The 23,980-nt window shown below is 64.4% G+C and carries 18 protein-coding genes and 1 tRNA gene; 7 read left to right on the forward strand and 12 right to left on the reverse strand.

Annotation, left to right across the window (positions count from 1 at the left end):
- Nucleotides 1-114 precede the first annotated feature (114 nt).
- Complete coding sequence (locus tag ACUYV6_RS10525) at nt 115-1,392, forward strand: nicotinate phosphoribosyltransferase (protein WP_449278772.1); 1,278 nt, start codon at nt 115-117, stop codon at nt 1,390-1,392.
- Between the two features lie 38 nt (nt 1,393-1,430).
- Here the strand turns inward: ACUYV6_RS10525 and ACUYV6_RS10530 are convergent, their stop codons facing one another.
- From ACUYV6_RS10530 to ACUYV6_RS10540, 3 genes are all read right to left on the reverse strand, one after another.
- The gene (locus ACUYV6_RS10530; RefSeq protein ID WP_449278625.1) at nt 1,431-1,718 is read right to left on the reverse strand and encodes a DUF3039 domain-containing protein; all 288 of its coding nucleotides are present in this window, start codon (nt 1,716-1,718) and stop codon (nt 1,431-1,433) included.
- Nucleotides 1,719-1,786: 68 nt separating this feature from the next.
- The gene (locus tag ACUYV6_RS10535) at nt 1,787-3,358 is read right to left on the reverse strand and encodes a hypothetical protein (RefSeq protein WP_449278626.1); all 1,572 of its coding nucleotides are present in this window, start codon (nt 3,356-3,358) and stop codon (nt 1,787-1,789) included.
- Nucleotides 3,328-4,548 carry an ATP-binding cassette domain-containing protein gene (locus ACUYV6_RS10540; protein ID WP_449278627.1) on the reverse strand — a complete coding sequence of 407 codons (1,221 nt, stop codon included), beginning with the start codon at nt 4,546-4,548 and terminating at the stop codon, nt 3,328-3,330. Before ACUYV6_RS10540 ends, ACUYV6_RS10535 begins: the two co-directional genes overlap by 31 nt.
- A 64-nt stretch (nt 4,549-4,612) precedes the next feature.
- Here ACUYV6_RS10540 and ACUYV6_RS10545 point away from each other — a divergent pair, with 64 nt between their 5' ends.
- Complete coding sequence (locus ACUYV6_RS10545) at nt 4,613-5,401, forward strand: ABC transporter permease (RefSeq protein WP_449278628.1); 789 nt, start codon at nt 4,613-4,615, stop codon at nt 5,399-5,401.
- Nucleotides 5,402-5,462: 61 nt separating this feature from the next.
- Complete coding sequence (locus tag ACUYV6_RS10550; protein ID WP_449278773.1) at nt 5,463-6,164, forward strand: ABC transporter ATP-binding protein; 702 nt, start codon at nt 5,463-5,465, stop codon at nt 6,162-6,164.
- Here ACUYV6_RS10550 and ACUYV6_RS10555 read toward each other — a convergent pair.
- Nucleotides 6,152-7,036: a sulfurtransferase gene (locus tag ACUYV6_RS10555; RefSeq protein WP_449278629.1), complete on the reverse strand. Its 885-nt coding sequence runs from the start codon at nt 7,034-7,036 to the stop codon at nt 6,152-6,154. The genes ACUYV6_RS10550 and ACUYV6_RS10555 overlap by 13 nt on opposite strands.
- A complete protein-coding gene (locus tag ACUYV6_RS10560) occupies nt 7,033-8,304 on the reverse strand; it encodes a hypothetical protein (protein ID WP_449278630.1) in 1,272 nt (423 codons plus the stop codon). Before ACUYV6_RS10560 ends, ACUYV6_RS10555 begins: the two co-directional genes overlap by 4 nt.
- Before the next feature lie 84 nt (nt 8,305-8,388).
- Between ACUYV6_RS10560 and ACUYV6_RS10565 the strand changes: the two genes are divergently transcribed.
- Nucleotides 8,389-9,453 (forward strand): glycosyltransferase family 2 protein, encoded by a 1,065-nt coding sequence (locus ACUYV6_RS10565; RefSeq protein ID WP_449278631.1) that lies wholly within the window; start codon nt 8,389-8,391, stop codon nt 9,451-9,453.
- A 12-nt stretch (nt 9,454-9,465) separates the two neighbouring features.
- Here the strand turns inward: ACUYV6_RS10565 and ACUYV6_RS10570 are convergent, their stop codons facing one another.
- The 3 genes from ACUYV6_RS10570 to ACUYV6_RS10580 all read right to left on the reverse strand — a co-directional run bounded on the left by ACUYV6_RS10570 (nt 9,466) and on the right by ACUYV6_RS10580 (nt 16,137).
- Nucleotides 9,466-11,841 (reverse strand): CDP-glycerol glycerophosphotransferase family protein, encoded by a 2,376-nt coding sequence (locus ACUYV6_RS10570; RefSeq protein ID WP_449278632.1) that lies wholly within the window; start codon nt 11,839-11,841, stop codon nt 9,466-9,468.
- 127 nt (nt 11,842-11,968) lie between these two features.
- Nucleotides 11,969-13,504 (reverse strand): trypsin-like peptidase domain-containing protein, encoded by a 1,536-nt coding sequence (locus ACUYV6_RS10575; protein WP_449278633.1) that lies wholly within the window; start codon nt 13,502-13,504, stop codon nt 11,969-11,971.
- Nucleotides 13,505-13,689: 185 nt separating this feature from the next.
- On the reverse strand, nt 13,690-16,137 hold the full coding sequence (locus ACUYV6_RS10580; protein WP_449278634.1) for a hypothetical protein: 2,448 nt from the start codon (nt 16,135-16,137) through the stop codon (nt 13,690-13,692).
- Nucleotides 16,138-16,288: 151 nt separating this feature from the next.
- Between ACUYV6_RS10580 and ACUYV6_RS10585 the strand changes: the two genes are divergently transcribed.
- Together ACUYV6_RS10585 and ACUYV6_RS10590 are read left to right on the forward strand one after the other, a co-directional pair.
- Nucleotides 16,289-16,362: transfer RNA gene (locus ACUYV6_RS10585), tRNA-Met, on the forward strand.
- Between the two features lie 312 nt (nt 16,363-16,674).
- Nucleotides 16,675-17,151, forward strand: coding sequence for a hypothetical protein (locus tag ACUYV6_RS10590; RefSeq protein WP_449278635.1), 477 nt, complete (start codon nt 16,675-16,677; stop codon nt 17,149-17,151).
- Between the two features lie 99 nt (nt 17,152-17,250).
- Here the strand turns inward: ACUYV6_RS10590 and ACUYV6_RS10595 are convergent, their stop codons facing one another.
- Both ACUYV6_RS10595 and ACUYV6_RS10600 read right to left on the reverse strand, forming a co-directional pair.
- Entirely contained in the window at nt 17,251-20,310 is a 3,060-nt protein-coding gene (locus ACUYV6_RS10595) for a UPF0182 family membrane protein (protein ID WP_449278636.1), read from the reverse strand.
- A 94-nt stretch (nt 20,311-20,404) separates the two neighbouring features.
- On the reverse strand, nt 20,405-21,487 hold the full coding sequence (locus ACUYV6_RS10600; protein WP_449278637.1) for a YlbL family protein: 1,083 nt from the start codon (nt 21,485-21,487) through the stop codon (nt 20,405-20,407).
- 121 nt (nt 21,488-21,608) lie between these two features.
- On the opposite strand from ACUYV6_RS10600, the gene ACUYV6_RS10605 reads away from it, so the two are divergent.
- Nucleotides 21,609-23,129: a zinc-dependent metalloprotease gene (locus ACUYV6_RS10605; RefSeq protein WP_449278774.1), complete on the forward strand. Its 1,521-nt coding sequence runs from the start codon at nt 21,609-21,611 to the stop codon at nt 23,127-23,129.
- A gap of 114 nt (nt 23,130-23,243) precedes the next feature.
- Here the strand turns inward: ACUYV6_RS10605 and ACUYV6_RS10610 are convergent, their stop codons facing one another.
- On the reverse strand, nt 23,244-23,618 hold the full coding sequence (locus ACUYV6_RS10610; RefSeq protein ID WP_449278638.1) for a hypothetical protein: 375 nt from the start codon (nt 23,616-23,618) through the stop codon (nt 23,244-23,246).
- Between the two features lie 42 nt (nt 23,619-23,660).
- Nucleotides 23,661-23,831, reverse strand: a complete 171-nt coding sequence (locus ACUYV6_RS10615) for a hypothetical protein (RefSeq protein WP_449278639.1) — start codon at nt 23,829-23,831, stop codon at nt 23,661-23,663.
- Nucleotides 23,832-23,980 lie beyond the last annotated feature (149 nt).

Below are 23,980 nucleotides of genomic sequence, written 5' to 3' on the forward strand. Positions count from 1 at the left end.
AGGCGGCAGTCTCGGCGCTATGCTGGCGTCGTGCAGAACTCGACCGCGCTCCATTCGATCGCCTCCGGCTCCACCGGCTCGACCGCGCTCCTCACAGACCACTACGAACTGACGATGGTCGACGCGGCACTCGCGGCCGGCACCGCGCACCGCGACAGCGCGTTCGAGCTCTTCGCCCGACGTCTTTCGGGCGCCCGCCGGTACGGGGTCGTCGCGGGCACGGGACGATTGCTCGAGGCAATCGGCCGTTTCCGCTTCGGTGATGCCGAGCTGGACTGGCTGCGCTCGCAGAACTTCCTGCGCACCGAAACACTGGACTGGTTGGCAGACTTCCGCTTCGGCGGCAATATCTGGGGGTACCCCGAGGGTGAGGTCTTCTTCCCAGGATCTCCACTACTCACGGTCGAAGCCTCCTTTGCCGAGGGCGTGCTGCTCGAGACGCTCGCGCTGAGCGTGCTCAACGCCGACTCCGCAGTGGCCACGGCGGCTTCTCGTATGAGCTACGCCGCGCAGGGCAAGCCGCTCGCGGAGATGGGGTCGCGGCGCACCGGCGAGTACAGTGCTGTCGCCGCCGCCCGTGCAGCCTATATCGCCGGGTTCAGCGCCACTTCGAACCTCGAGGCGGGCCGCAGCTACGGCATTCCGACCATGGGCACCGCGGCGCACAGCTTCACCCTGCTTCATGACAGCGAACGGGAAGCATTCGAAGCACAGGTCGCAGCACTCGGCACGGACACCACCCTCCTCGTCGATACGTATGACATCGAACAAGGCGTCCGCACCGCGATCGAAGTCGCAGGCACCGGGCTCGGCGCGGTACGCATCGACTCCGGCGACCTGCCCGTCGTCGTCGCGCAGGTGCGCCGTCTGCTCGACGACCTCGGTGCAACGAATACTCGTATCACCGTGACGAACGACCTCGACGAGCACACCGTCGCCGCGCTCTCCTCCTCACCGGTCGATAGTTTCGGCGTCGGCACCTCCGTGGTGGTCGGATCGGGTACTCCGACGATGGGCATGGTCTACAAGCTCGTGGCGCACGTCGATGATCACGGCGATTGGGTTTCAGTCGCAAAGAAATCTGCTGACAAGGCCTCCGTGGGTGGCCGCAAGAGTGTGCGCCGCCGGTACGACGCTGCGGGCACCGCCCGCAGCGAATACATACTGCTCGGCGACGGCCCGGGTGGCGAACCCGAGGGCACCGATCTCGAGTCGTCCGCTCGAGAGGTACTCGTGCCGCTCATGCGCAGCGGAGAGCTGCAACCGGGGCACACCGGCACGGAGGGCATCGCAGCCGCTCGCGCACGTCACGCACAGCGCGTCGCCGAGCTGCCGCCCGTTGCGATGAGCCTGACACGGGGTGACCCCGCGATCCCCACCGAATACCGGTAGCCGGTCCCGATACCTCCAGGCGCGCAGATCGGATCCGGCTACTTCTTCATCCGCTCGTAGACTTTCTTGCAGTCGGGGCACACCGGAAACTTCTCCGGATCACGCGAGGGCGTCCACTTCTTTCCGCACAGGGCTCGGACCGGCTTCCCAGTCATCGCGGACTCCAGGATCTTGTCCTTCGGTACATAGTGCGAGAACCGCTCATGGTCACCGTCTTCGATCTGCGAATCCTCGAGCAGCTTCTCGAGCTCACGATCAAGCACATCAGTGCCCCCTGCCGCGCCCGGACCAGCAGGGTCGGACTTGTCACGCGTGAAGATACCCATGCGAAGATTCTACTCCCGCTGCCGAGGATCCGCTTCGCCTGCACATCAGCCGAGCACCCGCGGAGTGATCAGTCGAACACTTGCGTGACGGCGATGAGCTCCGGAGCGCTGCGTTCGAAGATACGGCCGCCGATGAGCACTCCGAGCAACATCACGAGCAGGCCATACCCGATACCGAAGCCGAGAGCCCACATGTGCTCCATGAAATCGACGTTCTCCACGGCGAGCACCGCGAACCAGGCCGCCGGCACCGCAAGCACGATACTCAGCGCCATCGAGAGTACCTGCGCGACGCCAGACCCTGACCCCGACCACTGGGGCTGCACGAACGGGCTATCACCCGGACGGGTCGACGGGTAGGGCATCAGGGCGGAGAACACGCTCGAGACCCCGCACGTCACGAACAGGACGGCGAAATTCATTCCGACGATGGCAGGGAGATCTCGCCAGTCGCCGAGCACCGTGGCGGTGAGGCTCGATCCGATCAGCACAAGCGGCACACCGATGAGCAGCACCGGCGCGAGTCGGCCCGCCCGATCCTCGCGACCGCGAATGCCGCTCGCCACATGCGACCAGATCGCCGTGGAATCCATGGCGACGTCGTTGTGGAGGGACCAGGCGAACAACAGCAGGATCACCGGCAGCGGAATCATCGCGAGCGGGCGAAGTTCGGCACCCGCGATCCAGAATGCGAGCAGCATGACCGCCGGAGCGAACGGAATCGCTGCGAGACCGATCCGGTAGCGCGGGTCCCTCGCCCAGTAAGTCAGCGCGCGCGCCCCGATCACCGGTGCAGGTCGGGCGCTGAAGCGTTCGAACCAGCCGAGCCCCCGTCGCGCCATGGCCGGGTTGCCCGGCCGGTCGATGCGGTTATTGCTCGCAGCCACGATCACCGGCCACAGCACGAGCAGCAGCAGCAGGAATCCGGCAGCAACTCCGAAGTGCTGCAGCGCGCTGGCGGAATCGCCTGCGGAGACATAGTAGAGACCAGCGAACGGCGCACCGAATGGCGTCCAGGCAAACACTTCGACCGTCTCGACTGAAAGTGCTTCCGTTCCGGCTCCGAGCGTCGTCGCAACCGCGAAGACGACGATCGGCAAGACTGCGACGAGCAGTACTGCACCGACCGCACGCAGCACGCCGGCACGATCAGGCCCGATCAGGAGCTTCGACAGCGCAGACATGACTCGGGCGCTCAGCATCGCGAGCACCGCAACCCCGACGAGCACGACAGGCGCGAGCCATGCCGGCTCCGCCCACTCCGGCCGGGTGATACCGAGCGCGATCAACCATACGAGCAGCAGCAGGAACGGCCAACTCACAACGGTCGTCAGCAGCAGTGCGACCCCCACCGTTCCAGATCCGTAGGGATACTGCGCGAACTGACGCGGCTCGAGATGCCGCCGATTGGTGAAGAACGGCACGAAGAACACGCCGCCGAGCAGCAGGGTACCGACCGCGACATCCAGCGTCGCGCGGAGCATGTCTGAGTCGATGAGGCGAGCGGGGAGCACGGCGGCTGCCACGGCAAGCGCGAACAGTGCCAACAGTCCGAGAGAGGTGCGCAGCGCCCCGCCGAACGACCCACGGAACTCTGCGATCAGCAGTGTCAGACGGATCCGGGTGAGCCGTGCAACCACTCGAGCCCCTTTCCAGCTTCTCCGGCATCGGTGAGATGTTTGAACCGTTCTTCCAGGCTCAGTCCGTCGCGCACCTCATCGACGGTTCCCTGTGCGATAACGCTTCCTTCGACAATCACCGACACGTGATCGCAGACCCGCTGAATCAGGTCAAGGCTGTGGCTAGACATCACCACGCTGCCGCCGCCGGCGACAAACTTCTCGAGGATCTCGGTGACATTCGACGCGGAGACCGGGTCGATCGCCTCGAACGGCTCATCGAGTACGAGTACCTCAGGTGCATGGATCATCGAACATGCGAGCGCGATCTTCTTCTGCATGCCAGCGGAGTAGTCGGAGACGAGTCGCCCCAACGCCGACTCGAGCGTGAAGGCCTCGGCGAGCTCAGCGACACGCTGGGCGACGAGCGCCTCGGAAACGCCCTGGAGCACGCCCGAGTAGTAGAGCAGCTGAGCACCCGTGAGCCGGTCGAACAGCCGGAGTCGGTCGGGCAGGGTACCGATGAGCCGCTTCGCTGCGGGGCCGTCTGACCACACATCGACGTCGCGCACCGTCACTCGTCCGGAACTGGGCCGAAGCAAACCGCTGATCATCGACAGCGTCGTCGTCTTGCCCGCTCCGTTGGGGCCGACGACTCCGGTGAAGGATCCGGCGTGCACTTCGATCGAGACCTCGTTGGCGGCGACGACAGAGCCATACGTCTTCGTCAGCGCTTCCGTGCGCAGCACCACCGGGTTCTGCGCGGCAATACGTCCACGCTCTCGAGCTCGCACGACCGACGGGATCGGCACCTGGATGCGCCCCGTGCGGGTCGGCTCTGCACGCTCGGCTTCCGTGCCCGACGAGCTCGATGCTCCGGCACCATCCGTGGTTGCACGTTCGGCGGCAGGCCGAGGCGCGGGCTGCTGAGCCGACGCGGAACCGGCGCTCTTCGTCGAGTCCGCCGAACCGCCTCCGGCAGCTGTTCTCGGATGCCGCTTCACGCGACTCGGGCGCACACGCGATGCGCTGTCACCGCGCTCGACGGTGCGAGGTGCGGGGGTGCGAGGCGCAGCAATCCGAGACGTCTCAGTAGGAGCCGAGTCGGAGCGAGACGACTCGCGCGAGGCCTCCTCGGCCGCCGTCGCCTCGTCGCCTCCCGACGCTTGAGAGTCGGGCGAGGTCTGGGCAGACGGGTTTTCGGGCGGCACGCACCTAACCCTACCAAACCATTTCCGACATCCGCGCGGTGCGGAAGACGGCAGAATAGGGTGTGTGACCTCTCCCTCAGAACGCAGAACCGGGCGCGCACGATCGTGGGCCTCGCTGCGGCTCCTCACCGTGCGCGACCTCAAGGTGCGCTACTCGACGTCGCTGCTCGGATACCTCTGGTCGATCCTCGATCCTCTGCTGATGTCCCTCATCTACTGGTTCATCTTCACCCAGGTATTCAGCCGTTCCGTAGGCGAAGAGCCGTACATCGTGTTCCTCCTCACCGCACTGTTGCCGTGGGTATGGTGCAATGGCGCGATCTCGGACTGCACCCGCGCGTTCCTTCGCGACGTGAAGCTCGTACGCTCCATTGCATTGCCGCGCTGGATTTGGGTCGGCCGCATCGTCGCGTCGAAGGGCATCGAGTTCCTACTCAGCCTCCCCGTGCTTGTGGTCTTCGCGATCTTCTCCGGAGCCCAGGTCGGCCCGGCACTCGCGCTCTTCCCGCTCGGGGTGATCCTGCTGGCAGCGCTCATTCTCGGGTTCGGCCTGCTCATCGCCCCGCTCGTCGTCTTCTTCCGTGATCTTGAGCGCGCCACGAAGCTCATGCTGCGGGTCCTGTTCTACGCCTCCCCGATCATCTATGGCGCGGCTGATCTCCCTGATTTCGCCCGTCCGCTCGCCTGGCTGAACCCGCTGTCGGGAATCTTCGCGCTCTTCCGCGCCGGCTTCTTCCCTGATCAGCTCGACTGGCACCTGGTCATCTCATCGACAATCATTACCGCGGCGTTCCTCGTCGCGGGCGCACTCGTCTTCCGCCGCACCATCGGCGGCGTACTCAAGGAGCTGTGACGTGACCGATCACCAACCGACGCCTCCGGGGGCTGCGATCATCGCCGCGAAGGGTCTCGGCATGCGCTTCCGCCGCAATCGTGGCTCACGACGCAGCTTCAAGGACCTATTCGCCTCCCGATCACGTCGATCACTTCCGGGCGAGTTCTGGGCCCTGCGAAACCTCTCATTTACGGTGCAGCCGGGCGAGGCGATCGGCGTGGTGGGACGCAACGGACAGGGCAAGTCAACGCTGCTGAAGCTCGTGGCCGGCGTACTCCTCCCGGATGAAGGCTCGGTGCGCGTGCACGGCGGCGTTGCGCCCCTCATCGAGATCACCGGAGGATTCGCCGGTGACTTGACCGTGCGCGACAACATCGAGCTCGCCGCAGGGTTGCGCGGCTTCGGCAAGCGCGAGCTTGCCGAACGCTTCACTGCGATCACCGAGTTCGCCGGCGCTTCAGACGTGCTCGACACTCCGTACAAACACCTCTCGAGCGGCATGAAAGTGCGAGTGGCGTTCTCGGTGATTTCACAGCTCGACGAGCCCGTACTGCTCGTCGACGAGGTGCTCGCCGTCGGCGACAGAGCTTTCCGCGAAAAGTGTTATCGGCGCATCGAAGCACTGCTCGCCGAGGGCAAGACCCTCTTCCTGGTCTCCCACAACGAACGAGACCTCCGACGCTTCTGCACGCGTGGCCTCTACCTCGATCGTGGAGCGCTCGTGCTCGATTCAGGCATCGAAGAAGTGCTGGAGCGCTACAACGAGGATCACCCTGTGTGATCCGGAACGGCGCCGGTCTCGACAGGCAATTCCGGATGATTCGACCACTGCGACCACGAGCCCGGGTAGAGCGCCGCGTCGACCCCAGCCAGCGCGAGTGCGACGAGTTGATGCGCCGCGGTCACACCCGAACCGCAGTACGTCGCGGCCGGGCGGCCCGCATTGACCCCGAGCGAGGCAAATCGCTGCCGGAGCTCGGCAGCTGAGAGAAATGATCCGGTCTCATCAAGATTCTCGGTCGTCGGTGAGCTGAGTGCTCCAGGAATGTGCCCGGCACGCGGATCGATCGGCTCCTGCTCTCCGCGATAGCGCTCCCCCGCGCGTGCATCGAGCAGCACGCCACCGTCGGCGACGAACGCTGCAACGTTCGCGAACGGGAGGACTGGCATTCGATCTTCCGCGAGGGTGACATCGCCCTGGAGAGGCTCCGTCGGTCCGGCTTCAAGCTCATATCCTGCGCGTTCCCACGCGGGGAGCGCTCCGTCGAGCAGTCGTACACGCTCGAGCCCTGCATTCTTCAGAAGCCACCATGCGCGTGCCGCTGCCAGATTGCCGCCGCCGTCGACGACCACGACCATGTCACCGTTTCGGATTCCCCACCGTCTGGCTGCGGCTTCCAGATCTGCCCGCGCTGGCAAGGGGTGCCGCCCATCCTGCGGCCTTCCGTGACCGGAGAGCTCGTGTTCGAGGTCGACATACACCGCAGTGGGGATGTGACCTGCTTCAAAGTGCGGGCGACCGTCTGGCTGAGGGAGCGTCCAACGCACGTCAAGCACCCGCGTACGCGGAGCGTCAACGGGAAGATGTCGTTCGAGCCGGAGGCGATCCCGCAGACCAGGAGCATCGATGAGGATCAGGTCTCGCGCAGTCATCCCTCGCCCTTCTCCGCGGCGTGCGACGCTTCCTCGGCCGCATGCATCTCCGCAGCTTTGCAATCGTCCGACCGACGCAGCAGGGCTTCGACGGCCTCATGGAAGCGCCGGGTCGGACTTCCGGGCGTGGTGTCACCGAAGTAGTGCTGCGACCAGGTGCCGAGGCGCTCGCGTGCGGCATCGTCCCCGATCACGCCGTCGAGCACTCGTACAATGTCCCGAGTCTCGCCGGCATCGAGCCATTCGCAGACGCCCAGATAGCCGCCCGCATCGATCTCCGCTTCCGGAGCAAGCGGACGAGTGACCATGAGCGGCTTCCCCGTCGCGAGACGGTCGTAGACCATCGCTGAGATATCGCAGATCGCGACGTCCGGTCGACTCAGCTGCCAGCCGAGGGTCGCCGCCTGGTCGTAGACGTGATGCGCGGCAGGATCAGAGCGGTTCGCCTCCTCGAGCATCGAGATGATGCGTCGATTGCCGTCTCCGAAAGCTGGGTCGACGACGCCACTGCGCGGGTGCGGTCGATAGACGACCCGATGGCGCCCGGAGGCCACGAGCTGGCGCACGATCTCCTCGCCATGGCTGACCACCGAACCATAACTGGCGGCCGGCCGATCCCCCTCCCATGTCGGCGCGTAGAGCACGACGGTGCGCGCATCATCAGGGAAGGGCGGTTCACCCGTGAGATGGTCAGTCTGCGGCCGACCAATCGCCACCGTGGACCGTTCGACGTCGTAGTCCCAGAGCGCGCGTGCCAGACGAGCCCGCGCCGCATCACCGGCGACGAAGGCGCAGTCGTATGCCTTGTGCTGGTTGCTCGTCATATACATCTTGTCGCTTTCGCCATGGTTGACGAAGACGTGCCAGCGGCGCCCGTAGCGCATCATCTGGAAGTTGCGGGTGTTCTGATTGACGTACAAGATCACGTCGAGGGGCTGATCCTCGACCAGCTGTTCAAGATGGGTCACCTTCGGTACGAATGCGACGTCGAGTCCGCTCTCGTGCAAGAGTTGGCGCGCACCCGCCGCGTTTCTCGAGATCAGAAGCACCGGCCACTGCTTGTGCAATTCTGCGAGCGGCGCGTACCACTGCCGCATCTGATAGATGTTCACGTCGCTGTCGGCGAAGTAGACGCCGATTCGATAGCGCTGCAAAGGAAGCGGTCCGCGCTCACCGATGAGTCGGGACACTTCGAAGTAGGATCGGCGCCCCTTGAGCACCCGCTTCACCAGACGAGAGGCTCGTTTGACGTCCTTGGAGAACTGCATCGCCCCAGTTTAACGTCGCGTGCCGAAGCGATCCCGTGAGTCGCCTTCACCCCGGAACCGTTGGATTCGTGGGAGGATCATCGAGTGACTTCCCCGCCTCGCGATGCGCCGCTTCTGCCCGAGCTGCCGCAGCGCCCGGCCGTGAGCTACGTGATGCCGGTGCTGAACGAAGAGGGCTACCTCGCCGACGCCGTCCGCACCATCCTCGAGCAAGACTACGACGGCGAAAAAGAGATCGTGCTTGCACTCGGCCCGTCGCGCGATCGCAGCACCGAGATCGCGCAGGCGTTGGCAGCGGCAGATCCGCGGGTGCGCCTGGTCGATAATCCCGACCCCAATATCCCTGCCGGCCTCAACCGCGCCATCGCTGCGAGTTCCCATCCTGTCGTCATTCGGGTAGACGCGCATTCCGAGCTCACCCCCGATTACACGAGCCGCGGAATCGAGTCGCTTCGCGCGACGAACGCCGCGAACGTCGGGGGCGTCATGCGCGCCGAAGGCCGCACCCCGGTACAACGGGCCATCGCCCGCGGCTACAACAGCCCATTCGGGCTCGGCGGCGGCGCGTATCACGGGGACGGCACGCCGGGTCCAGCGGAGTCGGCGTACCTCGGGATCTTCCGGCGCGAAGCGATCGACGCGGTTGGCGGCTACGATCCGGGGATCCTGCGCGGCGAGGATTGGGAACTGAATCTCCGCATCCGTCGCGCCGGCGGCAGTGTGTGGTTCGATCCGTCACTCCGGGTGACCTATTGGCCACGGGCAAGCTTTCGCGACCTGTCCCGCCAGTTCTTCGCGACGGGTACGTGGCGCGCCGTACTCGTCCGGCGCTACGGCCGCGCCAACCCCTGGCGCTTCTTTGCGCCCGGAACCCTCGTGATCATGCTCATCATCTCGATCGTCGGGCTCGGTCTGCTCGCGTTCGGCGCACTCCCATGGGCTTCAGGGTGGTCAGTGCTCCCCGTGCCCGCGGCCCTGTACCTCCTCGGGATCGTCTACGCCACGATGAGGATCCCGGCTCACAGGAATCTGCGCGAGCGCGGCCTCACCGCTGCGACACTCGTCACGATGCACACAGCTTGGGGAACAGGGTTCCTCCGCGGGATCCTCTTCGGCGGTGGCCGCACCGTCGACCGCTCGCGCGCCTAGGGGCGATGCCACTCAGCCGAGCGAACCTCGTCGCACCAGCTCGTCGACGACCCGCTCCGCCGCATGTCCGTCGTCATGAGGTACGAAGCGCTCTCGCCAGGCGGCGTAGGACTCGGAATACGCGACTCCACGGCGTGCGGTCGCAATGAGTTCATCGCGAGAACTGATCAGCGGGCCGGGTGCGCTCTCTTCGAAGTCGAAGGTGAAGCCTCGCTCACGGTCTCGGTAGTCGGCGAGATCCGGCACGAAGAACGCCATCGGCACCGCCGCAACCGCCGCATCGAACATCACCGAGGAGTAATCCGTGACGAGCAGATCGGCCGCGAGAAATACATCATTGACGTCGGGATGACGCGAGACGTCAATGACTCGTGAATCGAGACCGCCATATCCACCGAAGTGAAGGGTGCGGATGTGCCCACGCACGAGCACCACCCACGGATCCGCTTCGGTGTCGAGCTCTGCGGCGAGCGCGCGCACGTCGAGCAGATCGACGAGGCCGGCCGCCTGACCTCTCGTCCGTTCGCGCCAGGTCGGCGCGTAGACGAGCACGCGAGCGCCGTCAGGTACCCCGAGCTCGCGGCGGGCAGACTGCATCAAGAAGCTGATTCGTTCCGGCCCATTCGGCGATTCGACGGTGGATCGCGCCAGACGGTCATCTCGTGGGTACCCTGTCTCGATGACCTCCCCGGAGTAGACGTAGCTTCGCCTGAACTGTGCCGTCGAGTGCGGGTTCTGCGACAGGAGCAGGCTCCATCGGCGGCTCTCGCGTCTGACTGCGATGCGGGTCTGCAACCCTGGCGACGGTCGGGTGAGCGCGAGGTGCTTGAGCATCGTCCCATGCCAGGTCTGCAAGACCGTCTGTCCGCGCCGGCGCGAGAATCCGTAGCGAAGCCAGTCGTTCACGACGAGTAGTCGGGCGCGGCGTCTCGCGGCGAACCAATCCGAGCCACCGACGAGTAACGGGATCGCGCCTTCCGGCACGACCACTCGTTCGCTCGTCACGCTCCAATAACGAGGCAAGCTCGGAAACCTTGCAGCGATCTCGCGGTCGATGGCGAGGGGATTGCAATTGGCTTCGCGGCCTTCGAAGCTCTCGAAGAAGATTCCTTCAGCGACTCTCTGGTCTGCGGGGAGGTCGAGTCGCCGGATCTCTGCGAGTACTCGCGCGGCAGCACCGCCCTCGGGGTAAGCGTGGAACCTGGCAGCGAGGGCCCTTGCTTCGGCTTCAGCTTCTCGAGCTCCTGCCGGGCTGAGGACTGCGCCGAGCCGCGACAGCGTGGACTCCCAGGTATCGAGTATCCGCCCCGCCGCAGTGACTTCGAGCGGCTCGTAGAGGCCTCGCGTACTCGAATAGTGGCGAAGGTCGGGAGCAAACCAGAGGATCGGTCTGCCGAGCAGCGCGTAGTCGATGGCGATGGACGAGTAGTCGCTGATCAGTACGTCGAAAGCCCCGAGTAACGGGGTGATGTCGGCGGCGAGCCCCGAATGCAGGGAGTGCACTCGTTCGTGCCCTGCGAAGACTTCCGCGTATGCACCGCGCCCACGCGGGTGAGAACGGATGACGAGCCTCGCTCCGAGTTCCGCAAGCCGGGCGCTGATTGCTGCAGCTTCGTCCGGCGTCGGAACGGCAGGATCAGCTTCGCCGTCACGCCAGGTCGGCGCGTAGAACACGAGTATTTCGGGACTCCCGACGCCGGTACTCGCCTCATGCGGGAGTTCCAGCAGTCTCCGCACCTCGGCGCGCGCAGCCGCGGCACGCGCGGCATCACGCGCCTGAGCGATCACCTCATCGTCACGAGGGTCGCCCAGCACCCGCACACGGCCAGGATCCACCCGGTTGGCGCTTCGCAGGCGCTCGGCCACAGTCACGGACCCGGCGACATACAATCCGACGCGCGCCGCCCATACGCGGTAGAGCCGTCGCATGACCGATCTCGCGAAGCCCGGCCCATCGGTCATCGCTGCGATGTGATGGTGCAGGCGCTTGATCGGGGCCCCGTGTCCGAGGTGTGTGACCGATGCTCCTGCGACACCGAAGCGGTTGACGTCTCCGAAGGAGTGCGTGATGACGATATGGCGCGCGGTGAGGGTCTCGCGGAACCCGGCCCAGCTGCTGCGGAGCACGGGAATGAATCCCTCGGCCTCAGCACGCGCAGCTTCCGACTCTTCGCCGATCGTCCAGACGATACGCGCCTGCGGATCACTCGTGCGGAGCTCGCGCGCCACCGCGAGCGCCCCTTCGCCCACTCCGATCCAACTGCCGAAGACCCAGCGGTCTGCACGCCGTGGGACGAACAGCGAGCACAGGAACGAGAGCAGGTACGCGAGAAGCGAGAGCAGCTTCCTGAGTCTGCCGTTCTCGGTCGTGGAGTCTCCGGTGCTCATTGCATCCACTGTAGGGCACGTGCGTCTCGGTTCATGGTCTCGACACCAATGCGGCGGAGCCCGCTTCCGGGTCCCGCCGCATCCAGGTCTCGCCTTACCGACTGAGTCTCGCTTTACTGTCTGAGTCTCACCAGTCGAGCGTGCCGAGCTTTACGGTCGTCTCACCCGGTGTCCCATTTCGGGTGTACTCGACCTGCACCTCGCTGCCGCCGGGATGCATGCGTACGAGTGCTGAAACGGAGGTGCCATCGACTGCTGCGACTCCATCGATCGAGGTAATGACGTCTCCGGATCGCAGCCCGGCCTCTTCGGCTGCGCCACCCTTCGAGACCTCGACCAGCAGGCCACCCGCGTGATTCGCATCGGCATCGGTATCTTGCGACGAATCCGCGACATTGGCGCCGAGCAAACCGTGCGAGGGCTTCTCACCCGCGATGATCTCATCGGCGATGCGAGACGCGAGCTGCGACGGGATCGCGAAGCCGAGACCGTCGCTGCCGGCGGCAGCTTCACCTGCTGCGGAAGCGATCGCGACGTTGATGCCGATCAGCTCACCATTCGAGTTCAGCAGTGCACCACCCGAGTTGCCGGGGTTGATTGACGCATCGGTTTGGATGACAGGAATCGTCACCGATCCACCGGAAGATTGCTGTTGCTGCTGCCCGTCATCAGGGGTCTCGAAACGGAAGTCCCAGGGGAAGCCGTTGCCGTCTCCCTCATCCGGCACGCTTTCATCCTGCTGACCGGGATCCTGCGGAATTAGCGGACTCCCGACAGAGATGCCGCGGTTGAGCGAACTCACGACGCCACTCGTGACCGTGTTGGCAAGATTCAGAGGCGCTCCGATCGCGACGGTGAGGTCGCCGACGTTGAGCTTACTCGAATCTGCAACGGTAATGGGAGTCAGATCGTCGGCCTCGACCTTGACGACCGCCAGGTCGGCGTAGGGTGCCGTTCCCACCACCTCGCCGTCCAGAATGCGGCCGTCGCTGAGTTTGACTCGGATCTTGGAATCTCCGGATGCAGCACCGTCCAGACTCACGACATGCGCGTTGGTCAGGATGTATCCGTCTTCGTCATAGACCACACCGGAACCTGATCCGGCGGTCGTGCCTGAACTGACTTCGAGCGTCACCACGCTGGGGGTTGCCACAGCCGCGACACCCGAGATCGCGGTGGCTGATTCGGGATTGTCGAGGGTGAGCACGCCTCCGCCTGAAGTGTTCTGCACCGCGCTCTGCCCTGACGCATTCGCCGCAACCACTGCCGCGACACCGCCACCGACGAGGCCGCCGAGCAACGCACCGATCGCAAGCCCCGCGAGAAGTCCTCCGCCGCGGCTCCGGTTGCGCTCCGAAGCGCGCCCGTTCTCGACGGATTCGTACCGCGACTGCGCCGCATACTGCGGAGTCGCCTGCGGGGTATCCGTATAGACGGGAGGGGCATATGCGGGAGGGACAGTTCCTGATCCGGATGAGGCGTGCTGCGATTCGGTAGGTGCCGTCGGCTGTGCCTGCGCGTGCGGCGTTGGCTGCGCAGCCCCGAACTTGTCGGAGTGAACCGGGCCATCGGTGCGGGCGGAGGGTGCAGCGGTATCGGGTAGCGGCGACGTGGGCTGGTGTGCGGCCGCGCCGTTCTGATCCTGCTCAGGGGTGATGCTCATGGACTGTTCCCTTTCTCGTGCCTCCAGACTGCCGGGCGAACTTATGAATTAGATATGTCCCGGCTGCAGGACACCTGCGTGTGTGTTCTCAGAAGCGCAGAAGAGCGCGGCGCGACAGCCTAGGGAGCTACTCGGAGCACGAGGGCATGGGGCGGCGGACGCCTTCACGCCCGCCGCCCCGGAGATCACAGCTCTGTGCGTTCTCTCGTCGTTCTGGTGCCTCGCAGCCGACTGAGACCAACGAAGGCTGCGCCGAGCAGCACCGGCACGAGCACTAGGGCAACAGGGAAGCCGGATCCGCCGGTCTCAGGCAGGCCGAGTTCAGTGGCACGTTCGGCGGCGGGGCGTGGCGCTTGCTCAGACGCTGTCACGACGGTGCGTTCATTCGCAATACCGCACCTTCCACGGTGCAACTCGACAGTCTCACCCGTATCGGGGTGGCGGGTCGTGAGATCCTCAACCCAGAATCCTGTACCTGCGCTTCTCGCACGCACCTTTGGCGACTGGTACTCCCCTGCCTTTGGCACATCGATGCGCGCTGTTGTCGCGACCGGCTGAGCAAGACAGAGTTCCTGCTGATCAAGCGCGGCGATCTCTTCGGCGGTCCAGCGAATCCTCTTCCCTTTGCCGTCACGGACTGGCCGCCAAGACTCGTCGTACTTGAACTCGCCGACTTCCGGTCGCAGGTAGAACGAGAAACCGAGCGTCGAGTCCGCTGGTACTCGCTCAGTGACAAGCGCCGTATCTCGAATGGTCTTGCCGACAGTTCCTTCAGGCTGCGCCTGGGTGGTGACCTCCGGAGGGCGGATCCGTGCAGTCTCTGATGGGATGCCGAAGTCATCGCACCACTCTTCGACGAGCCCTCGGGCACTCTCGGGTTGATCCTCAGCCACCAAGCAGGTGCGAACGGTCACCCACCCGCGAGTTTCAAAGGGCAGCGCAATGGGCGCGGATTCCACCGTTTCATGAGGTGCGGAGACAGTTACCGTCGTCTCCGCGACCTCAACTGCGTCCTCTGGCACTTCGGCGGAGCGCTGAGGCTTCTGGTCCGAGCCGAACACTGTCAGTTTCAGCGTTGCCGGTACCCGATCACCGGACTCATCTCGCAACCATGCGCCGTCGTGCAAGGAGACGGACACCCGATCGACCAAAGTCATGTTGTCCAGGAAGACCTCATGATCCAGAAGTTCCGTGTTCCACCTCAGCCGGGTCGGCACGACTTGCCCTTCCTGCACCAAGCCGAAGCGGTCCGCAAACTCGTAGCCAGGCTCAATGAGCCCGGCACTGCGCACCTCTGGATGCTGGTCAGGCTCACGAATGGTCCAGACCCAGGAGTAATACCCGGATTCATCCGCGCGCTCAGATGTGGAAACGGAGTAGCTCCCTGGCCCATCGGAGGCGTCGATACGCGCCCGTGCGGTGACCGGGGCACCCGCTGGAGGTAGGTCCGCCTCACCGGGAGGCGCCACGAAGGGACCATAGAGCACACCATCCGCAATGATCGGCGCAAACTCGACCTTCCCATCGGCGCCGACGCGTGAAGCCCAGGGGGTTGCGTCTTCCGCGACCTGAATATCGACACGATCACGGAAAGCTGCGCCGCGTGGAACGAAACGAGCGGGAACCTCGGTCGACAACACTGGAGAGAATCTCGTATCGAATCGGGCTTCGACAGCATCCAAGCTGCGCTCATGCCGTTCAACGACCGGAGAGATGCCCAACCCGAGCGTTTGCTCTGAGGTTTGGATCGGAGGATGCAGCATGATCTCGGCAGGCCAGCTCACGGTCTCACGACTCCACTCCGCAGAAATGGACACATCTGCGAAGCGCTGCCAGTTCTCGGGGTGCAGGTCTGCAGACCACGACACCCGGCCGGCCTGCTCATTCGTTACCCGATGGCTGACACCACCAGAATCGAACGATCCTCCATCGATCTGCAATTCGGAGGTCCAGGCTGGATAGTCGACGCTGCCGGTAGCTGCAGTCCGGCCGGAGTCGTCGGCGGTATAGGACGACTCAATTTCAAGAGGACCCGGCTCGATCGGTGTCACCACTGCCTCGCGCTTCGCCTCCTCAACCAAGGCATTGGCACGATCGATAATCGCTCCATGACCGTGCTGTCGCAACCAAGCAATGTGGTGATCAAGCCAAGCACTCGTGCCCGGGCCTCTGCGCAGAGTCCAGACAGCGAACTGGACGACCGCAGCCTGCTCAGCGTTGGTAGTCCTGCCGTGCACCCACATCACATAGTTCATTTGGCGTACGGCTTCTCCACGAACCGGACCGTCCCAGACGCTACCGGTCCAGTTGGTCCAGGGCTCACCGTCGTCATTTCGGTACCCGGGGAGCGTATCCGTACGTACTGGAGCAGTCTGATTGCTGACCGGCTCATCAGCGCCGGGTTCAATGCAATACACGTACGTGCGACCGTCGGACGAGAGAAAGTTCCCAACAATCAGGCCGTTGAAATCGATGTAGTGCCCCTTGGTGGCAGCGTGTGCTGGCGCTTCAGGGATTCCCAGCACGCCATGTGTCCCCGGGACGAGTGAGGCAACCAGCGCTACGACGAGCGCGAATACGGTGACGAGGATCGCACGACTTCGGTGTCGCGTCCCTGTTGCTTCGATGGTCATCCGAATCTCCTTCCGCGAAGGAGCTTCCTCCGCGGAGCCATGCTGCGGGGATTCCGGAATGCACGTCGAAAGTTCTCCACAGGTCCGAGCCCAACCACTTCTGCATCGATTCGTCTTCACCCGGGAGCCGTGCTATAGTTAATTCTTGTGCCGCGGGGTGGAGCAGTTCGGTAGCTCGCCGGGCTCATAACCCGGAGGTCGTTGGTTCAAATCCAGCCCCCGCAACGAAAGAAGGCCCTGTGACCAGGGAGAACTGGTCACAGGGCCTTCAGCTTTTCTGATCGACGGTTACTGATCGGCGTTGATTCTCCGGTTACACACGCGAGGGACATCGCAGCCACCGCCCTGGCCCGCAAGAGCTTCATCCTCTCAGTGTGGAGCACGAAGGGAACCCGGCTCGCCCCACGCTGTGGCGGCTGCACACACCAACATCGACACCAGTACCACAGCCGTCGAACTTGTGCGTAGACCCTGAATTCTTCCCAGGGCCACCCCATTCCCCTTGTAGCGTGGAAGCAACAGACAGGGGGTATTTGTATGACGTTGGTCGGGAAGATTAGGCACCGCGACGGACGCGTCGTGTATCCCAATGACGAGCAACTTGACGCTGCTCGTGCTACATGGGTGTCCGGCTCACGGCGAGAGGCAGCCTCGGCGCCGACAACGGATTCGGACCACATCCACCTACAAAAGTTTCAAGCTTTCGGCTCCACCGAACGTGAGGCTCGACTGGCGGAACAGCGGCAACGCGACGAGTTCTTCGATCTCCTGCGACAGGTCTCGGGCTTCCGCGTGCTCACGGATGAGGTGACTTCCTCGTCGAGGCCTGGCTCGGCGACACGGACGACCGAGATCGTCTATGCCGTGGAATCACTCCCGACAACGGGATTCACGAAGTCGCAGCAAGGTCCTCAGGAGCCTGGAATCGACTCCCCGATATTTGCGGAGCTCGTGCAGAATCCGGCGCTCAGCGACGATCTCATCGAACTCCTCGAGGTTCCCGCACAGAAGTGACGCTGAAACGAGCGGCACTGCACTGAGGAGAACTGAACCGCGAAGACCCCCGGGACGTTGATGGACGCCCGGGGGTCTTCGTGCATGCGAACGCGAACGCTATTCCTGCAGCTCGAGAGCCTCTTCGATCGCCTTCTGCAGCCGATCGTCGGCCTTCCCGTAGGCGGTCCAGTCACCTTCCTGCATCGCTTCGTCTCGGTCGGTGAGTGCCTGCCGCATCTCCTGCAGCGCAGACTTCAGATCGCCTGTGGCACCACCGGCGCTCCCAGCGGTCTCTCCGCCGTCGCCGTCGCCGGATGCATCGCCCTCCTCTGCATCAGCTTCGGAGTCGCCGTTGTCGACCACGACCTCGCCATCACCGGCACTCGCCCCGGAACTGCCGCCGAAGAGAGTATCGAGGGATTCATCGAGGGTGTCTTCGAACGCGATCTCATCTCCGAACGAGACGAGCACCTTCTGCAGGAGGGGGAAGCTGGTGCCCGACTTCGCTTCGATGTAGACCGGCTGCACGTAGAGCAGGCCGCCTCCGACGGGAAGCGTGAGCAGGTTGCCGCTCTTCACATTCGTCTCACCCTGCCGCAGGAGGTTGAGCTCCGTCGACACGCTGGGATCCGTGTTGTACGAGTTCTGCACCTGACCCGGGCCTGGCACGGTGTCGCCGGCAGGCAGCTGGAGCAGCTTCAGCGACCCGTACTCGTCCGAGACCGTGCCGTCTTCGGATCCTGCATTCGAGTTCGCGGCCAGGTAGCCGGTCAGAATGTCTCGGGATCCCTCACCGCGCTGATCCGGAATGTAGGTCGAGTAGATCGAGAAGTTGGGTTCCGCCTTCGCCCCGGCAGACAGCGTCAAGTAGTACGGCGGCTGGGCAGGAACCTGTCCCGTCTCAGTGGTGGACGAGCTCACCGGATCGTCCGGCGTGCGCCACGCTTCCTCTGCCGAGTAGAAGACACCGGGATTCGTCACGTGGTACCGGCTGAGCACCGAGCGCTGCACCTTGAACAGATCAGCCGGGTAGCGCACGTGGCTGAGCAGATCGCCGCTCATCTCTGAGACGCTGTGCAGCGTACCGGGGAAGACCTTCTCCCAGGCGCCGAGGATCGGATCCTCGGTGTCCCAGGCGTAGAGCTTGACAGAGCCGTCGTAGGCGTCGACGGTTGCCTTGACGGAGTTTCGAATGTAGTTCACCGGCTCCGGCGCCATGCTCGTCCGCGGGTTGTCTGCGTCGGCAATCGTCTCGTTGAAGTCAGTGACCTCCGAGTAGGGGTACTGCGACGATGTGGTGTACCCGTCGATGATCCAGACGATGCGACCGTCAACGACCGATGCAATCGGCGAGGAGTCGATCGTCAGATACGGTGCGACCTTCTGCACCCGATCGATGGGGTTGCGATCGTAGAGTACCTGAGATCCGTCAGCGACTGACCCAGAGAGCAGCACCTCCATGTCCTGGAACTTCAGGGCGTAGATGAGCTTGTGGAAGATATTGCCGAGCACTGGCCCGCCATCGCCGGAGAAGGTGGTGAGGTTCTGACGTTCCCCGCCGACTTCCTCGGTCGCTTCGACCGACTCGTCGTCAGCCGATGCATCGTCGGCCGAAGCGTCTTCGTTCTCTTCTGCGGGGGCCTCTGCCGCCTCTGCTTCAGCATCCTCGGCAGCGCTTGCCTCAGCGTTGCTTTCGGCATCTGCGGGGTAATCCACCTCGATGGGCTTCGAGCGTTCACCGCCGACAATCGAGTACTCCGGCGAATCCATACCGAAGTAGACGCGGGGCTCGAACTCTCCGAGCTTGCCGCTCGTCGGAATACCGTTCTCCAGGAAGACCGGTTCCCCGCCCGGCGAACGCTGGTTACCGTAAGCCGCGACGAGCCCGTAGCCGTGCGTGTAGACGAGCGTCCGGTTGTACCAACCGCTCTGTGCTTCGACGTTAATGTCGCGGACCGCGGAGACCGTATCTTCGACCTGTCCGTCGATCTCGTAGCGATCCACGTTCAGCGAATTCGGGAACTGGTAGTACTGACGGCTCTGCTCGAGCTGCGCGAAGGTGCGCGAGATGATCTCGGGGTCCATGATGCGGATGTTTGCGGTCGCGACCGCGTCGTCACGCAATGCGCCCGGCTCCGCATCCGTCACGGCGTCGTAGCGCTCCGTCTCGACCTCATCGAGACCGTAGGCGTCGCGCGTCGCCGTGATGTTCCGTTCAATGTACTCGGACTCGAGGCTGCCCTCGTCAGGCTGCACCTGGAACTGCTGAACGGCCCAGGGGTATCCGACGCCCAGCACGAGTCCCGATACGAGGAGCAGCGCGGTGCCGATCACGGGCAGACGCCATTTCCCGGTGAACGCTGTCACCAGGAAGAGCACGGCGATCAGCACTGCGACAATGGCGAGAATCTGCTTGCCCGGGATGACGGCACGTACATCGGTGAACATGGCACCGGTGAGGAGGCCTTCCGGGTCACGCATCGTGGCGTACTGATCGAGCCAGAAGCTGACGCCCTGCAACAGCAGGTACACCCCGGCAAGAACTGCGGCCTGAATGCGCGTCGCCTTCGAAATGCGCACGTCGCGACCGGAGAAGGCGAGCCCGCCATAGAGGTAGCTCGTTGCAACTGTTGCGATGAGGCTGATCAGAATGACGGCGGAAGCGAACTGCACGATGCCTTGGTACAGCGGAAGATCGAAGAGGTAGAACGAGACATCGAGACCGAATTGCGGGTCGGTCTCACCGACATTCTCTCCGTGGAACCACAGCAGCACAGTCTGCCACTGGGACGCAGTCGCGAGACCCGCGAAGATTCCGATAACGGCCGGCAAGGCCCACTTCACGAGTCGACGCAACGGCTCGATGAGCTCTTGGTAGCGGTCGAGCTGGGCGGTGAGACGCGCATATACCGGGCGCTTACGGTAAGCGATATCGATCGCGAAGAAGAGCGGAATCGACATCGCGAGGAATCCGACGAGGAACATCGCACCCGCTGCGATCCACTGCGTGGTCAGCACGGGAAGGTAGTCGAGCTGTTTGAACCACAGCACTTCGGTCATGACCGCCGAGACGGCGAGGAAGCCCAGCACCAGCAGCACAACCAGGATGATCGTGAGGGCGAGGGGAGAGAGTCGGCGCTGACGGGCGGCCGGAGCGGGAGCGTTCTGGTCGGTCACGTCTGTACTTTCCTGAGGGTAGACGACTGCCGGTGACGGCACGGGTTGCCATTCACCCTATCGGGCACCGCTGACAGCAGCCCGAGCGCACGCACTATTCGGTGCTGCAGCGCTCGAGTCCGTCCGGTTCGCCACCGTCGACCGCCAGCTCGATCGCCGAGATCGCGTCCCCCAGCGTACCGACCGGGACGATCCTCAAATCCTTCGGAAGCCGGTCAGGCACGTCACCGCAGTTGTCGAGCGGCATGAAGAAGAGATCGCTCCCCGCTGTCGAGGCCCCCCATATCTTCTGAGGAAGCCCGCCGATGGCGCCGACTTTCCCCTGCTCATCGATCGTGCCGGTACCACTGATGTCGAGGCCACCGGTGAGATCCTCGGCCGTCAGCATGTCGTAGATGGCAAGGGCGAACGTGGTCCCCGCGCTCGGTCCCCCGATGTCCTCGACGCTCATCTCCATCTCGAACGGTAGATCGAAATCGGTCGCGATGATGACGCCGAGCATCGGATCCCCACCGTCCTCCGGAGTCTCAGGAGTCAGGACGACGGTCTGCTCCTCGCCACCGCGCAAGATGACGACGTCGACGTCTTTCCCCGCACCCGTCTCCGAGATCGTCGACCGCACTTCCTCGACACTCTCGACATTCCGACCCGCGACACTGAGAATTTGGTCTCCCTGTCCGAGGACTCCGTCCGCCGGCCCGTGCTCGACGGTCTCCGAAACGATGAGCGAAGCGTCCACCTCCTGCCCCAACTCGCGCAGCGCGGCGACGGCCGCAAGCGACTGGGAAGAGCCCATGAGCACGGTGTTCACCTGATCCCGTTGCTCAGCGGTCACCCCCTCGGGGAAGACATCAGCGAGCTTGAGCAGCTCCTGCCGATCGTCGAGCAACGGCCAGAGCAGTTCGATCCATTTCGTCGGATGCTCGGGTGACCCGACCATCGTGACGGCTACCAGATTGAGGCTTCCGGATGTGGGGTGGGTGCGGGTCCCCTCCAAGCGAATAACGGGCTCGCTTTCGCCGTCGACCTGAATATCTCCCAATGTATTGACGACCGGCCCGGGTCGTTCGATGACATAGGGCGACGGCACCACCGACACCAGCACGACGACAAAGGCTGCGACGAGCGCGGTGAGCAGTTGCCTGGAGCGGCGACGTTCTCGCTCGGGATCTTTCACGGATGGGCTCCCGGTGGTGTTCGCGGACGACGAAATCGGACGGCGAGGGGTCAATCTAGCAGCACAAACTGAGGTCTCTGCCGTAGCGTGGAGGGCGACGAGCGACGGAAGCGGGATGACCATGAGTGCCGACGACGACCACACCCCTGAGAACCCCGATTCCGGGCGAGAGGGGCCCGAACAGAACATGGAGGAGCTCCAGCGCATTCTGCGTGAGATGCTCTCCGGCGGAGCCCAGGGCATGGATCCGTCGCAACTGGCTTCGGCCGCGGGCCTGCCCATCGACCAGCATGCGCTGCAGCAACTCTTCTCGACATTGCAGGGAGCGTTGCAGAATCCCGGCGAGGGCATCGACTGGGGAGTCGCACGACGCACTGCTCTGGAGGTCGCCGCGCAGGCGGGTGAGCACGGTGAGCCCGCACCCGCGCAGCGGGCATTCCCGGTCGCCGCACTGTGGCTCGATGAGGCGACGGAGGTGGGCGCAGCACCGGACGCGCCACGCACCATCACTCGTATCGAGTGGGTGCAGCAGACCATGGATACTTGGGTTTCCCTGGCCGAACCAGTCGCGGAATCGATTACTGCCGCGCTCATGGAAACGATGTCGCAGCAGTTGCCGGAGGAATTGGGTGGAGCCCTCGCGGGAGCTGCTCCCATGCTCCGCAGCGTAGGCGGAACGCTCTTCGCCGTGCAGCTCGGCACCATCATCGGGAAGCTGTCGGGCGAGGCGGTCTCCGGTGGCGATGTCGGGATTCCGCTGCTCAGTGGCGCAGGTCGAGAGGGCGGTGCGTTGCTGCCGAGCGGCGTCGCGGACTTCGCGTCCGGGCTCGATCAGGATCTCGACACGGTGTCGCTCTATCTCGCGGTGCGCGAGCTCGCCCATGCCAGACTCTTCCGGCATACCAAGTGGCTGCGACTGCACCTTCTCACGGCGATCACCGACTTTGCACGGGGCATCAGTATCGACACCGATCGTCTCGAGGAACTGGCGCGCGACCTGGACCCCGAGCAGCCGGAGCAACTCAAGGAGCTCCTGTCGAGCGGGGCGCTGATCCCGCCGAAGACGCCAGCGCAGGAAGCTGCGCACGCTCGCCTCGAAACCATGTTGGCGCTCATCGAGGGGTGGGTCGATGTGGTCACGGCCGACGCGGCCACCCGTATGCCGGGCGCCGAGGGGATTGCTGAGATGGTGCGTAGGCGGCGCGCGACGGGTGGACCGGCGGAGCACGCCTTCGGAACGCTCATCGGGCTCGAGCTTCGCCCCCGTCGATTGCGAGATGCCGCTCACCTGTGGCGTTTGGTCGGAGAACGCGGCGGGGTTGCCGCCCGCGACGGTCTCTGGGCGCATCCTGATCTCCTGCCGACCGCTGAGGAGCTGGATCACCCGGCACGCTTGCTCGAACGACTGGGACTGGCGGGAGCCGTCGACCAAGAATCCGATGACTTCGATCGAGCACTCGCAGATCTCCTGAGCGGAGACATTCCTCCCAATGAGGATCAGCCCCCGCAAGAACGGGGTGGCGCTCAGCGCCCGCAAGAGCGGGATGACGATGAGCCTTCGGAAGGCTCGGAGGACTCCGGCACCGAAGACTCGGGCACGGAGGACTCGGGTACAGACGATAGCGGTCACACTCCGGTCTGAGGCCCGTGAGGCGGATTCTGCCTCACAAGCGGGGCTCAGAGCGAATATGGTCCGGCACCTGTGGATAGCGCCGAGATCCACCCCACAGGATCCCAGACTGGTGCGATGACCCCCTCAGTGATTCGACTTGACCCCGATCTGCCCGTCTGCTGGGAGGATGCGCATACAGTGCGCGTCGGGTTCGACCGGGCAGTCGCACGCTTGCACCATCCCAGTCGCGGTGTGCAACGCATGCTCGAAGCCCTGCGCGGCGGCGTGCGCAGTGAACGGCTCGAGGCGCTCGCCAGCCATGTCGGAGTCTCCTCCGGAGAAGCCTTGCAGGCGCTCGCCGCGCTCCAGCCGGTGCTGCTCAGCGAACGGGTGTCCGATGCGGCAGACTCCCGGGGCCCCTCCGCCAGGCTCGACCGCCTGTCTTACCCAGATCGACGCCGAGCCGTGCAGGCCCCGCCCTCCCCCCTCAACGTGCGTCTCAGTGATGACTCCAGGCATGTGACAGCGCTCGAATCCGCCCTGGCACGAAGCGGTTGCTGTTCAGTACTGTCTGCTCGGGATGCTGAGACCGAATGCGACCTTGTCGTCATCGTTGAGCGGTTCTTCGAGCCTCTGGAGCGGTCGCGCCGCTGGCTGCGATCCGGAACCCCGCATCTCATCGTCCGGTTCACCGACACCGAGGTTCAGGTGGGCCCGCTGGTAGCGGGCCACGGTCGTCCGTGTCTATCGTGCTTGGCTCGTCGGGCCGTCGAGCGCGATCCGGCACTCCCAGCACTCGCGGCCCAGCTCATCGGAACACCGGCCGCGAGCGAGAGCCCTGCTGCGACCGAGCTCGCAGCGGCCGTGGCGATGAGCTTCAT

It is taken from the genome of Leucobacter sp. GX24907 (genome assembly GCF_053567335.1).